This is a genomic window from Pelomonas margarita (genome assembly GCF_043555875.1).
Taxonomy (GTDB): Bacteria; Pseudomonadota; Gammaproteobacteria; order Burkholderiales; family Burkholderiaceae_C; genus Pelomonas; species Pelomonas margarita.
The window spans coordinates 146880-160063 of the sequence record NZ_JBIGHW010000004.1; the positions used below are offsets into that span (position 1 = coordinate 146880).

General features: G+C 67.3%; 13 protein-coding genes. 10 read left to right on the plus strand and 3 right to left on the minus strand.

Features of this window, described 5'->3' with window-relative positions; genetic code table 11:
• The first annotated feature begins 51 nt into the window (after positions 1-51).
• From ACG0Z3_RS09210 to ACG0Z3_RS09225, 4 genes are read left to right on the plus strand one after another with little or no spacing between them, the layout of a single operon-like run.
• Positions 52-1077: a branched-chain amino acid ABC transporter permease gene (locus ACG0Z3_RS09210; protein WP_394397503.1), complete on the plus strand. Its 1026-nt coding sequence runs from the start codon at positions 52-54 to the stop codon at positions 1075-1077.
• Positions 1077-2375 (plus strand): branched-chain amino acid ABC transporter permease, encoded by a 1299-nt coding sequence (locus tag ACG0Z3_RS09215; protein WP_394397047.1) that lies wholly within the window; start codon positions 1077-1079, stop codon positions 2373-2375. The genes ACG0Z3_RS09210 and ACG0Z3_RS09215 overlap by 1 nt, the downstream gene beginning before the upstream one ends.
• Entirely contained in the window at positions 2372-3145 is a 774-nt protein-coding gene (locus ACG0Z3_RS09220; protein WP_394397049.1) for an ABC transporter ATP-binding protein, read from the plus strand. The genes ACG0Z3_RS09215 and ACG0Z3_RS09220 overlap by 4 nt, the downstream gene beginning before the upstream one ends.
• Positions 3142-3852, plus strand: coding sequence for an ABC transporter ATP-binding protein (locus ACG0Z3_RS09225; RefSeq protein ID WP_394397051.1), 711 nt, complete (start codon positions 3142-3144; stop codon positions 3850-3852). The genes ACG0Z3_RS09220 and ACG0Z3_RS09225 overlap by 4 nt, the downstream gene beginning before the upstream one ends.
• A 23-nt stretch (positions 3853-3875) precedes the next feature.
• Here the strand turns inward: ACG0Z3_RS09225 and ACG0Z3_RS09230 are convergent, their stop codons facing one another.
• On the minus strand, positions 3876-4382 hold the full coding sequence (locus ACG0Z3_RS09230) for a diguanylate cyclase domain-containing protein (protein WP_394397054.1): 507 nt from the start codon (positions 4380-4382) through the stop codon (positions 3876-3878).
• Between the two features lie 244 nt (positions 4383-4626).
• On the opposite strand from ACG0Z3_RS09230, the gene ACG0Z3_RS09235 reads away from it, so the two are divergent.
• The 5 genes from ACG0Z3_RS09235 to ACG0Z3_RS09255 all read left to right on the plus strand — a co-directional run bounded on the left by ACG0Z3_RS09235 (position 4627) and on the right by ACG0Z3_RS09255 (position 9286).
• Positions 4627-5178 carry an ECF-type sigma factor gene (locus ACG0Z3_RS09235; protein ID WP_394397056.1) on the plus strand — a complete coding sequence of 184 codons (552 nt, stop codon included), beginning with the start codon at positions 4627-4629 and terminating at the stop codon, positions 5176-5178.
• A 3-nt stretch (positions 5179-5181) separates the two neighbouring features.
• Positions 5182-7875, plus strand: coding sequence for a protein kinase domain-containing protein (locus ACG0Z3_RS09240; RefSeq protein ID WP_394397058.1), 2694 nt, complete (start codon positions 5182-5184; stop codon positions 7873-7875).
• A gap of 33 nt (positions 7876-7908) precedes the next feature.
• On the plus strand, positions 7909-8346 hold the full coding sequence (locus ACG0Z3_RS09245) for a hypothetical protein (protein WP_394397060.1): 438 nt from the start codon (positions 7909-7911) through the stop codon (positions 8344-8346).
• Between the two features lie 281 nt (positions 8347-8627).
• A complete protein-coding gene (locus ACG0Z3_RS09250) occupies positions 8628-8918 on the plus strand; it encodes a nucleotidyltransferase family protein (RefSeq protein ID WP_394397504.1) in 291 nt (96 codons plus the stop codon).
• Positions 8915-9286 (plus strand): HepT-like ribonuclease domain-containing protein, encoded by a 372-nt coding sequence (locus ACG0Z3_RS09255; RefSeq protein ID WP_394397062.1) that lies wholly within the window; start codon positions 8915-8917, stop codon positions 9284-9286. Before ACG0Z3_RS09250 ends, ACG0Z3_RS09255 begins: the two co-directional genes overlap by 4 nt.
• 84 nt (positions 9287-9370) lie before the next feature.
• On the opposite strand, the gene ACG0Z3_RS09260 is transcribed toward ACG0Z3_RS09255, so the two are convergent.
• Complete coding sequence (locus ACG0Z3_RS09260) at positions 9371-10222, minus strand: J domain-containing protein (RefSeq protein ID WP_394397063.1); 852 nt, start codon at positions 10220-10222, stop codon at positions 9371-9373.
• Positions 10223-10296: 74 nt separating this feature from the next.
• Positions 10297-12474, minus strand: coding sequence for a sodium-translocating pyrophosphatase (locus tag ACG0Z3_RS09265; protein ID WP_394397064.1), 2178 nt, complete (start codon positions 12472-12474; stop codon positions 10297-10299).
• 153 nt (positions 12475-12627) lie between these two features.
• Here ACG0Z3_RS09265 and ppa point away from each other — a divergent pair, with 153 nt between their 5' ends.
• The gene (gene ppa, locus ACG0Z3_RS09270) at positions 12628-13167 is read left to right on the plus strand and encodes an inorganic diphosphatase (protein ID WP_394397066.1); all 540 of its coding nucleotides are present in this window, start codon (positions 12628-12630) and stop codon (positions 13165-13167) included.
• Positions 13168-13184 lie beyond the last annotated feature (17 nt).

Below are 13184 nucleotides of genomic sequence, written 5' to 3' on the forward strand. Positions count from 1 at the left end.
ACCGCGCCGCCGCGTCATCCCGGCGGCGCGATCCCTGAACCTTGCCGGCTGCTGCCCTTGGATCAACTCTTCATCAACCTGCTGAACGGCCTGTCGTCCGGGCTGCTGCTGTTCATGCTCAGCTCGGGCCTCACGCTGATCTTCAGCATGATGGGCGTGCTGAACTTCGCGCATGCCAGCTTCTACATGGTGGGGGCCTACGTCGCCTACTCGCTGGTGGGCGTGCTGGGCTTCTGGCCGGCGCTGCTGCTGGCGCCGCTGGCCGTGGGCGCGATGGGTGCGGGCTTCGAGCGGCTGGCGCTGCGGCGCGTGCACAAGTTCGGCCACGTGCCGGAGCTGCTCATCACCTTCGGCCTGTCCTACGTGATCCTGGAGTTGGTGCAGCTGGTGTGGGGCCGCACGGCCGTGCCGTTCACGCCGCCGCCGGAGCTGCAGGGCTCGGCGTTCACCATCGTGTCGCATGCGTCGCAGGGCATGTCCCTGGTGCTGGGCAAGGCCGGGCCGGACATCTGCGCGGCGGCGGTGTCCTGCAGCAATTTCCCGCTGACCAAGGTCTTCATGATGGCCGTGGCGCTGCTGATGCTGCTGGCCCTGTGGCTGCTGCTGACGCGCACCCGTGTCGGCCTGGTCATCCAGGCCTCGCTGACGCACCCCGAGATGGTCGAGGCGCTGGGCCACAACGTGCCGCGTGTGCTGATGCTGGTGTTCGGCAGCGGTTGCGCGCTGGCGGGGCTGGCCGGCGTGGTGGGCGGCATCACCTTCGTGACCGAGCCCAACATGGCGGCCTTCATCGGCGCCATCATCTTTGTCGTCGTCGTGGTTGGCGGCATCGGCTCGCTGGCCGGCGCCTTCGTCGGCTCCATTGTCGTGGGCCTGCTGCAGACGCTGCCGCTGACCGTCAACGGCTCATTGGCGACGCTACTGACCTCGCTGGGCTTCACCGTCACGCAGGCCACGCCGGGCTACCCACTGCTGCGCCTGACGATGGCCGAGGTGGCGCCCATCCTGCCCTACCTGCTGATGGTGCTGATCCTCATCTTCCGGCCCAAGGGCCTGCTGGGCACGCGGGAGGATTGATGAGCAAGCCCAAAGAGTTTCACTTCAAGCCGCTGAACGTCGGGCGCTGGATCATCTGGGGCTTCTTCGCGCTGGCCCTGCTGGTCGCGCCGCGCATCTGGACCAGCGGCCTCGCACAGACCATGCTCACGCAGATGGGCATCGGCATCATTGCCTGCCTGGCCTACAACATTCTGCTCGGCCAGGGCGGCATGCTGAGCTTCGGCCACGCCGTCTATAGCGGCATGGGCGCCTTCCTGGCCATCCATGCGCTGAACAAGGTGGGCGCCGGCACGCTGGGCCTGCCGGTCAGCCTGATCCCGCTGGTGGGCGGCATGGCCGGCCTGCTGTGCGCGGTGTTGCTGGGCTATGTGTCGACGAAGAAGGCCGGCACGCCGTTCGCGATGATCACGCTGGGCATCGGCGAACTGGTGTTCGCGCTGGCGCTGATGCTGCCGGAGTTCTCGGGCGGCGAGGGCGGCGTTTCCAGCAACCGCGTCATCGGCCAGCCGGTCATGGGCATCTCGTTCGGCCCGCAGATCCAGGTCTACTACCTCGTCGCCGTCTACTGCTTCGTCTGCACGGCGTTGATGTTTGCGCTGACGCGCACGCCGCTGGGCCGCATGCTGAACGCGGTGCGCGACAACCCCGAGCGCGTCGAGTTCATCGGCTACGACACGCACTGGGTGCGCTTCCTCGCGTTCGCGATTTCGGGCTTCTTCGCCGGCATCGCGGGCGGCCTGGGCGCCATCAACACCGAGATCGTCAACGGCGGCGACGTGCTGCACGCCGCGCGCTCCGGCGCCTTCCTGCTGTTCACCTTCCTGGGCGGCGCGATGTTCTTCTTCGGGCCCATCATCGGCGCGGTGCTGATGGTGTTCTGTGGCGTCATGCTGGCCGAGCTGACCAAGGCCTGGCTGCTGTACCTGGGCCTGGTGTTCCTGTTTATGGTCATGTACGCGCCTGGCGGCGTGGCCAGCCTGATCCTGATGAACCTGCGTGTCGCGGCCTTTGGCAAGCTGGGCAAGATCTGGACGTCCTACCTGGCCCTGGGCGGCGCGGCGCTGGCCGCGCTGGTGGGCGCGGCGGCCATGATCGAGATGCTCTACCACCGCCAGCTCAACGAGGCGCTGGGCCCCGAGCTGCGTTTCATGGGCGCAACGTTGAACAGCTCGGGTGTGGACGCCTGGTTCGGCGCCGGCTTCATGATCATCGTTGGCGTTGGCCTGTTCGAACTCGCGCGACGGCACTATGTGCACCAGTGGGGCGAGATCCAGGAAGACATCGAAAAAGAGATCAAGCGGAGGGAAGCGCTGTGAGCAGTTACGCCCTCGAACTGCGCGACGTGCGCAAGAGTTTCGGCAAGAGCGAGATCATTCGCGGCGCCAACCTGGCCGTGCAGGCTGGCGAGCGCGTCGCCATCATTGGCCCCAACGGCGCCGGCAAGAGCACGTTGTTCAACCTCATCAGCGGCCGCTTTGCGCCGACCTCGGGTGAAATCCACCTGCACGGTTCCCGCATCGACGGCCGCAAGCCCTACGAGATCAACCGCCAGGGCCTGTCGCGCAGCTTCCAGGTGTCCAACCTGTTCACGCGGCTGTCGGTGTTCGAGAACATCCGCTGCGCCGTGCTGTGGAGTCTGGGCCATCGCTACGCGTTCTGGAAGTTTCTGGCCGACCTGGAGGACGCCAACGACCGCGCTGAAGCCATCCTGGAAATGATCAAGCTCGACAAGCGCCGCGACGTGCTGGCCATGAACCTCACCTACGCCGAGGCGCGGGCGCTGGAGATCGGCATCACTATCGCCGGTGGGTCCAGCGTCATCCTGCTGGACGAACCCACCGCCGGCATGAGCAAGAGCGAGACCAAGCGCTTCATCCAGCTCATCCGTGAGGTCACCGTGGGCAAGACGCTGCTGACCGTGGAGCACGACATGGGCGTCGTCTTCGGCCTGGCCGACAAGATCGCGGTGCTGGTCTACGGCGAGGTCATCGCCTTCGACACGCCCGACGCCGTGCGCGCGAATGCGCGAGTGCAGGAGGCCTATCTGGGCTCCGTGCTGGCAGAAACACAGGCGGCGGCAGCATGACCCAGCAACGCACACTCAAGCTGGACAACGTCCACGCCTTCTACGGTAAGAGCCATGTGCTGCACGGCGTGAGCCTTCAGGTGAACCCGGGCGAGATCGTCAGTCTGCTGGGCCGCAACGGCGCCGGCCGCTCGACCATGGTCAAGACCATCATGGGCCAGGTCGACGCCAAGGGCTCGGTGCGGTGGGGCGACGAGGAGCTCGTGGGCCGCGAGGCCTACGAGATCGCGCACCTGGGCATCGGCTACGTGCCCGAGAACCGCGACATATTTCCCAAGCTCACCGTGCACCAGAACCTGATGCTGGGCGAGAAGGGCAAGCAGGCCAAGCCGCGCTGGAGCTTCGACGACATGTACCGCATGTTCCCGCGGCTCAAGGAGCGCCAGCACACCGAGGCCGGCGTGCTGTCGGGCGGCGAGCAGCAGATGCTCACGCTGTGTCGCACGCTGATGGGCGACCCTGACCTCATCATGATCGACGAACCCACCGAGGGCCTGGCGCCCAAGATCGTCGAACTGGTGGCGGAGTACCTGAAGGAGCTCAAGAACCGCGGCATCGCCGTGCTGCTGGTCGAACAGAAGCTGGCCATCGCGCTGGAGATCTCCGAGCGCTGCTACGTGATGGGCCACGGCCGCATCGTCTTCGAGGGCTCGCCGGCCGAGCTGCGCGGCAATGCCTACATCCGCAAGGAGTGGCTGGAGGTCTGACAGGCCTGCGCCCCTTCAGAACCTCACACCGGCAGGCCCAGGTTCTGGCGCGCGGCCTCGGCGAGGTCGCCGCCGTTGCGGCCTGTCTGCGGGAACAGCGCGGTGCCCACGCGCACGCCCAGCTGGATGAGCCTGCTCTCCACGCAGTAGGTGCCGCGCAGCGCCTGCGTCAGGCGTTGCTCCACCAGGCGTGCCTCGGCGGCGCCGGCCGCCAGCAACAGCACGGCGAAGGCCGTGCCGCCCATGTAGACCACCTCGTCCGTGCCGCGCACGCGGTTGCGCAGGCGCAGGCTGACGGTCTGGATCAGCGCGTCGTGTTCGGCGGCGCTGCGTTCGGCGTTGGTCTGCAGGGGCGCGTCCGCCTCGATCCACAGCAGCGCCAACTGGCCGTTCTCGCGGCGGCACTGTGCAAACTGGCGCGACACACGCAGGCCGAACGCCGCTGTGGACTCCGCCTGCGGCAGCCTCGACGGGCTGCCGGCGCGGGGGGCGGGGCTGGAGGCGGGGGTGATCAGGGGCGCTGGAGACATGGTGGTGTCGAGGTGGAGGCTGGCGGGGTGCGCCGTGGGCCAGCGCGCCGTGTCGGGTGAGCGTCGATGGCGATCCGGCCCCGGCTGTCGCCGCCTCCCGGGCCTCAATCGCCACCAACCCTCCATCTGTTAAACGGGGGCGTGCGACGAAACCCGACATCAGCGGTAAAAATTTTTCTGCGAGAACTGTGGCGGCGGCGACCGTCGGGGTGGTCGCCTGCCACCAGCCGGTAGAGTCCGGGCCGTGCAAGACATCACCCTGTTGCTACAGGCTGCCCGCCAGGGCGACCGCGACGCCGCCGATGCGGTGGTGGCGCAGCTGTACACCGACCTGCAGCGGCTCGCGCGGCGCCATGTGCGCCAGGCTGGACACATGACGCTGCTGGACACCACCGCGCTGGTGCATGAGGCCTGGTTGCGGCTGGCCGGGGGCGACGGCAAGGACTTCCCCGACCGCCGTCACTTTCTGGCCTATGCCGCCCAGGCCATGCGCTCCGTCGTCATCGACCTTGTGCGCGCCCGCCAGGCCGAGCGCCGCGGTGGCGGCCAGCAACACCTGACGCTGGACACGCTGCTCGCCGAGCAGCTGCCGCACGGGGATGACACATTGCTGCGCGTGCACGAGGCGCTGGACGAGCTCGCGCAGCTGGAGCCCCGCCTCGCTCAGGTGGTGGAGATGCGCTACTTCGCCGGCCTGCGTGAGCAGGAGATCGCCGAAGCCTTGGGCGTCACCGAGCGCACCGTGCAACGCGACTGGCAGAAGGCGCGGCTGTTCCTCTCGATGAGCCTGGGCTGACACATGAAACCGCTGGACAAGGGCCGCTGGCTCGCCCTGAGCCCGCTGCTGGACGAATTGCTGGACCTGGACCCCGCCGACCGCGCGGCCCGCCTGGAGGCGCTGCAGGCCCGCGACCCGGAGACGGCCGCCGAGCTGCGCGACCTGCTGGCCCGCGCCGACGGCCTGGAGCAGCAGGGCTTCATGGCCGCGCCCGCGGTGGACCTGCTCCAGCCAGGGCTGGCCGGCGCTGCCGCCGCCCCGCCGTTGCCCGACCTCGCCGGCCAGGCCATCGGCCCCTATGTGCTGGAGCGCCAGCTGGGGCAGGGCGGCATGGGCACGGTCTGGCTGGCGCGCCGGGCTGACGGGCGCTTCGAGGGCCGGGTGGCCGTCAAGTTCCTGATGGCCGGCCTGCTGGGCCAGCACGACAGCGGCCGTTTCGCGCGTGAGGGGGAGATCCTCGCCCGCCTGTCCCACCCGCACATCGCGCGCCTGCTGGACGCCGGCCTGCACCAGGGCCAGCAGCCCTACCTCGTGCTGGAGTACGTGGATGGCCAGCCCATCGACGTCTACTGCCGCGTGCAGCAGCTGGACGTGCAGGCGCGGGTGCACCTGTTCCTGGACGTGCTGGCCGCAGTGGCCCATGCGCACGCGCGGCTCATCCTGCACCGCGACCTCAAGCCCAGCAACATCCTCGTCACGCCCGCGGGCGATGTGAAGCTGCTGGACTTCGGCATCGCCAAGCTGCTGGGCGATGCCACCGAGGCCAGCCAGGGCGCGGCGGCCACCGAGCTCACGCGCCGTGCCGGCAGCGCCTTCACGCCGCAGTTCGCGGCGCCCGAGCAGGTGCAGCAGGCCGACGTGACGACGGCCACTGACGTCTACGCCCTGGGCGTGCTGCTCTACCTGCTGCTGGGCGGCAGCCACCCCACGGCGGACGACACGCAGACGCAGCTGGACCGGCTCAAGGCGGTGGTGGAGCACGTGCCCAAGCGGCTGTCCGATGCCGCAGCCGGCCAGCCCGACGAGGCCATCGCCCGCCAGGCCCGCGAGCTGCGCGGCGACCTGGACACCATCGTCGCCAAGGCGCTGAAGAAGTCGCCCGCCGACCGCTATGCCAACGCGCAGGCCATGGCCGACGACCTGCAACGCTGGCTGCACCACGAGCCCATCAGCGCGCGGCCGGACAGCCGGCTCTATGTGTTGAACCGCTTCGTGCGGCGGCATCGGTTGGCCGTGGCCACCTCCAGTTTGGCCGTGCTGTCCCTGGTCGGCCTCACGGGAGTCAGCGTCATTCAGGCGCGGCGTGCCGAGCTTGCCGAGCAGCAAGCCCAGATTCGCCGCCTGCAGGCGGAAGACTTGCTGGGATACATGGTGGGCGAACTGGCCGACAAGCTGCGGCCAATTGGCCGGCTGGAGCTGCTGGATAGCGTCGGCCGCAAGGCCCAGGGCTTGCTGTCACAGAGCCCGGAGCTCAGCGTGGTCGAGCGTGTACAGCGTGCCAAGGCGTTGGCTGTCATCGGTGAAGTACGGGTCGCCAAACATGAATTCAGTGAGGCGTTGCAGGCTTTCGACCGCGTCGAGGCTCTGCTGCCCGGAGAGCCACCGGACGACGGTCTAGTGGCCGATTGGTACAAGACTCAAGGGGCTGCCGCCTTCTGGCGTGGAGAGGTCGCCCGACTGGAACGCAAGCTGGAGCTGCAGCAGACGGCTTGGCTCGCATACCGTGACATTGCCGAGCGGTGGCGGCGACGCGAACCTGCCAATTCAGCGGCGCTATCCGAAGTGTCGGCCGCGCACGTGAACCTAGGTTCTCTAGCGCTGCGATACGGTCAACTCGCGGCCGCGGAGCGATCATTCCAGTCCTCGCTGGACATCAAGAGCCGGCTGCTGCAGGAGCGCCCGGAGGATGCGGAGCTGTTGGCGAGTTGGGCAAACAACATGAGCTGGCTGGGTTCGGCGCTGACTCAGGCCGGGCGTTGGCGACGCGCGGCGGAGCATTACGCGGCGGGGCTGCAGCGGCTTGCACAGGCGAGAGCGCGTCAGCCGCAGGACATGGCCTGGCTGCAGACAGAAGTTGATCTGCAACTGCGGCTTGCTGAGGCTTACAGGGAACTTCAGCAACCGGCGCAGTCAGCGCTGCAGGCGGCAGCAGACGGCGCGCAGGCCTTGGTGCGCGGGGACCCCAGCAACCAGGCTTGGCAATTGCGGCAGCTGCTTGCTGCAGCTGTTGCGCTGGGTGATGTGGCCGATGGCGGCGTCGGCCGTGCTGATCGTGCATTGGCGTTGCTGGATGCGCTGGCGGCCCAGCGCGGGGGCAAAGGTGCGCCGGATTCGACGCTCGCACGCCAGGTCGGCTTATTGGCGCTGGCTTGCGAGCGTGAGTGTGTGAAGACGCTCGGCGCCCGCTTTCGCGTCCATCGTGAGCGGGTGACGCGGGCCCTGCTCGCCGCTCGAACGCGCAGTTCGCACGATTTCCAGCTGCTGGAGGCTGCCGTTCGCCTTGAACTGCTGACACCCGTGTCTACAGTCGGCGCCGAACGCGATGCTTGCAAGCGTGCTGCAGCAATGCTGGATGACCGCCCCGGATGGAAGCAAGTCCATGCAGAGCTGACTCGTCAGTGGCTTCGCGTGGACGCCTGCCTTCGCGTAAGCGCTGCTGCGAATGCCGAAGCCGAGACTGCACGGCAGTGGCTGGATGCACAGCGCGAGCGTTGAGCTGGTAATTGGTTCTCTTCTTGGAAAGCTTCCATGACCACTACCTACGTGCCCCCTTATACCGTCACAGTCACCAGCACGCAGGGCGGGCTGGCTGCATGTACCTACATCGATGGCCAAGGCCAAGTGGTACCTGACGGGCAGCCTCTTCAGACCACGACGCCGCCGAACGAGCCCGGCAGCCTGGAATTTCGCTTCACCGAGACGGTGGTGGATGGGCGTGCTTTGCGCCTGGTGGGTGCGACCGCCAAGACGATCGGAAATGCCCCGACGCTGCAGCCTTACAACAATTTGTATGCCACGCGTTCACCGGATGACGGGTTCGTTGACACGCTGACCGTGCCCTGGGTCCCCAACGCGTTCACCTCTCGTGGTGTAGTTCTTCTGTTCGCCCAGTTGGACGACAAGGGGGAGATGCTGAACTTCGTACCGAGCACTGATCCCGAGGTCCAGAACGGGCCGGATGAATGAAAGACTTCGGCTGCGAGGAGCCTGATGGGAAGGCTGTGTCAGCCCAACCCCAGCCCAGTGAGCCGCTTATACCGCTTCCAAAAATCCGCCGCCAGACTCACATCGCCGCCCACGCGCTGGCCGATGTAGAGCTCCTGGCGGCGTTCTGCTATCTGCGCCCGCAGCCGGTTGGCCATGATGTCCAGCAGGCTTCATGCAGGCCACGCGCGCGATGCGCTGTGCCCGCGCCGGTGGCGGCAGTTGCTGATGTGAGAATCTGGCGTCGATGTCTGGAAGGAAGCATGAAGCCCTCAGAAGCCTTGGCCTTGCACGCCGCTGTGATCCGGCAGGTGGTGGAGTCGCACCGAGCGCGCAATGTTCGGGTGTTTGGCTCCGTGCTGCGAGGTCAGGACGAGGAGGGCAGCGACCTGGACCTCCTGATCGAACCGACCCCGGAAACGACGATGTTCGACATCGGTGCCATTCGTCACCAACTGGGCCAGTTGCTCGGCGTGTCGGTGGATGTGCTCACGCCCAACGCCCTGCCTGACAAGTTCCGCGCCCAGGTGCTGGCGGAGGCTCGGCCGGTATGAGCCGCGATCCACAGCGCCGTGCAGATTACATCGCGCACATCCTTCAAGCGATCCAGCGCATCAGCACCTATACAAAGGGCATGGACGAGGCGGCGTTCCTGAACGATCAACTGGTGCAGGATGCCGTGATTCGTAACTTCGAGATCATCGGCGAGGCCAGCAGCAACATTGAAAAGCACTTCCCCGAGTTTGCGGCCGCTCATCCCGAATTGCCACTTTCGTCCGCCTATGAGATGCGCAATGCTGTTGCTCACGGCTATTTCAAGGTGGACTTTGAACTCGTCTGGAAGACGATCCACCGCGAGCTTCCTGCCCTTCAATCGCAGTTGCTGCGGGTGCAGGCCAGTGGCCATCAACCAGACGTTTGAGTGGCTGCCACGGGAGCGGGTCCAAACTCCGAGTTGGGTGGGCGCCAACGGGCACCCGTGACCATCGTGGGGTAGGGCGAGGTCTTACTGCAGCCCCAGGCCCCTCAAGCGCTGATACCGCGTCCTCAAGAAATCCGCCGCCAGACTCACGTCGCCGCCCACGCGTTGGCCGATGTAGAGCTCCTGACGGCGTTCTGCGATCTGCGCGCGCAGCCGGTTGGCCATGATGTCCAGCGGCTTCATGCCGCCGACTTCGGCGCGTTCGATGGCCACGCGCAGTTTGTGCATCTGCAGGTTCTGCAGCATCACCGTCTGCGCCTGCACGACGCGGATGCGGCCCTGCACCAGGTGTTCGCACAGACCCAGCCAGGCGCGCACGGCGTCGGCGGGTCCGCCGATCACTTTCTCGGGCAGTTCGCCCGCAGCCAGCAGCAGGCTTTCGAGCTTGGCGCGGTCGCTGCTGGCGTAGGCCTCGTTGACGACCATCATGCGCTGCTCGCAGACCTCGCGCTCCGGGCCCGAGGGCGCCAGGTCGGGGTGGAAGCGCATGGCCGCGCGCCGGTACAGCGTCTTCAGCGTGGGAGGCGGCAGGTCCATCGTCGGGCCGGTGGGCTCGGGCGGCAGCGGCGTGGCCGTGGGCAGCGCCGGGATCTCGGGCCAGGGCTTGGTGCGCGGCGAGGCCGCCGCCGGTACGTCCACGCCCTGGCGTTTCAGCGCGTCGGCCAGCAGCGCGGTGGCCTGGTGCAGCTGGGCTTCCAGTTCGTCCAGCTCGCGCATCAGCGGGCCTAACGCGTCCAGGTAGCGCAGACGGAAGCCCAGCAGCTTGGCACGGGCGCCGTCGTGGTCGGCTTCCAGCACGGCCAGGTAGCGCTGCAGGTCCTGCAGCTGCTCGCGCCGCCGTGTCATTTCGTGCCGTGTGACTGCCATGCTCGCCATGGCCGTCATTCTGCCGTGGGCCGCCCATGAAAAACGGCCCGCGAGCGGGCCGTCTGACCGGGATTTACCAGGCTTTACTGCGCCGCAGCCGAGGCCGGCAGCTCGGCCGTGCTGGCCGCCGACGCCACCGGCTCGGCTGCGACGGCCACCGCCGCCTGCGTGGGCGAGGGTGCCTGGCTGCCGGCGCTCATCGGCAGGATGGGCACGATCAAGAGCGCCACGATGTTGATGATCTTGATCAGCGGGTTCACGGCCGGACCGGCGGTGTCCTTGTAGGGGTCGCCCACCGTGTCGCCGGTGACGGCGGACTTGTGCGCGTCGCCGCCCTTCTTGTGCAGCACGCCGGCCGCATCGGTGAAGCCCTCCTCGATGAGCTTCTTGGCGTTGTCCCAGGCGCCGCCGCCGGTGCACATGGAGATGCCGACGAACAGGCCGGTCACGATGGTGCCCATCAGCAGCCCGCCCAGCGCCGCCGGGCCCAGCACCAGGCCCACGATGATGGGGGCGGCCACTGGCAGCAGCGAGGGCACGATCATTTCCTTGATGGCCGCTGTGGTCAGCATGTCCACGGCGGCGCTGTAGTCGGGCTTGCGCTTGCCGGCCATGATGGCGCCGTCGGCGAACTGCTTGCGCACCTCCACCACCACCGCGCCTGCCGCGCGGCCCACGGCCTCCATGGCCATGGCGCCGAACAGGTAGGGAATAAGGCCGCCGATGAACAGGCCGAGGATGACCTTGTGGTCGGACAGGTCGAACGCGACGTGCATGCCGCGCGCTTCCAGCGCGTGCGTGTAGTCGGCAAACAGCACCAGCGCCGCGAGGCCGGCTGAGCCGATGGCATAGCCCTTGGTGACGGCTTTGGTGGTGTTGCCCACGGCGTCCAGCGGGTCGGTGATGTCGCGCACGCTGTCGGGCAGCTCAGCCATCTCGGCAATGCCGCCGGCGTTGTCGGTGATGGGGCCATAGGCGTCCAGCGCGACGACGATGCCGGCCATGCTCAGCATGGACGTGGCCGCGACGGCAATGCCGTACAGGCCCGCCAGCGCATAGGCCGCGTAGATGGCCGCGCAGACGAACAGCACCGGCCAGGCTGTGGACTTCATGGACACACCCAGGCCCGCGATGACGTTGGTCCCGTGGCCGGTGGTGGAGGCCTGCGCCACGTGCTGCACCGGGTGGTACTGCGTGCCGGTGTAGTACTCGGTGATCCAGACCATCGCGGCCGTCAGCACCAAGCCGACGACGCAGGCGCCGAACAGCGCCATCGCCGTCGTGCTGCCGCCCCCGCTGAGCGCCACCTCGCCGGGGAACATCGCCTTGGTGACGAAGAAGAAGGCGATCAGGCTCAGCACGCCGGCCACGATGAGGCCCTTGTACAGCGCTGGCATCACGTTCTTCATGCCGTCGCTGGCCTTGACGAACATGCAGCCGATGATGGACGCGATGATGGACACGCCGCCCAGCGCCAATGGGTAGATGACACCCGCCGCAGCGGATGTGCCCGTGACTATCAGCGCGCCCAACGCCATCGCGGCGATCAGCGTGACGGCGTAGGTCTCGAACAGGTCGGCGGCCATGCCGGCGCAGTCGCCGACGTTGTCGCCCACGTTGTCAGCAATCACCGCCGGGTTGCGCGGGTCGTCCTCCGGGATGCCGGCTTCGACCTTGCCCACGAGGTCGGCACCGACGTCCGCGCCCTTGGTGAAGATGCCGCCGCCCAGGCGCGCAAAGATGGAGATCAGCGACGAGCCGAAGGCCAGGCCCAGCATGGGCTTGAGCGCGGCGCTGTCATGCCCGCCGCCGATGGCGATGTAGAAGCCGCCCACGCCCAGCAGGCCCAGGCCCACGACCAGCATGCCGGTGATGGCGCCGCCCTTGAAGGCCACATCCAGCGCCGGGCCGATGCCCTTGGTGGCTGCCTGCGCGGTGCGCACATTGGCGCGCACCGAGATGTTCATGCCGATGAAGCCGCAGATGCCCGAGAGCACCGCTCCGATGACAAAGCCGATGGCCGTCGTCAGCCCCAGGCCCGACACCGCGATGGCGATCGCGAGCACGACGCCCACGATGGCGATGGTGCGGTACTGCCGGCCCAGGTAGGCCGCCGCGCCTTGCTGGATCGCTGTCGCGATCTCCTGCATGCGGGCATTGCCCGCGTCCTGGCCCAAGATCCAGCTGCGCTGGATGAACCCATAAAGAACCGCCGCAAGGCCACAGGCCAGTGCGAAGTACAGCGCCATCTCCGTCGACATCGATTCGTCTCCTCAGGTGCGTGTTTTCTGGTGGGCCCACGCGGGCTGCGAGGGGCCTGCGCGGCGGAGCTTAAGGGCGGGTCTTGCGCTGTAAGGGGAGCGTTTACCAGCAAAACTAGAATGCGGGTTTTCCAGCCCCTTAGAACGACGACCATGAGCCTGCACAACGTGTCCCCCGGCGCCAAGGCGCCCGAAGAGTTCAACGTCATCATCGAGATCCCGATGAATGCCGACCCCATCAAGTACGAGGTCGACAAGGAGTCCGGCGCGCTGTTCGTCGACCGCTTCCTGACCACGCCGATGTACTACCCGTGCAACTACGGCTACATCCCCAAGACGCTGGCTGACGACGGGGACCCGGTGGACGTGCTGGTCATCACCCCGTTCGCGCTGTCGCCCGGTGTCGTCGTGACCTGCCGCCCGCTGGGCGTGCTGATGATGGACGACGAGGCCGGTGGTGATGCCAAGCTGCTCGCCGTGCCCACCAACAAGATCCTGCCCATGTACAGCCACTGGGAAAAGATCGAGGACGTGAACCCGATGCGCCTGTCGGCCATCCAGCACTTCTTCGAACACTACAAGGACCTGGAGAAGGGCAAGTGGGTCAAGGTCAAGGGCTGGGAAGGCCCGGAGAAGGCCAAGTCGGAAATTGCTGAGGGCATGGCCAACTACGCCAAGGCTGAGCAGAAGTAATCCGGCCCCGCGCCCGA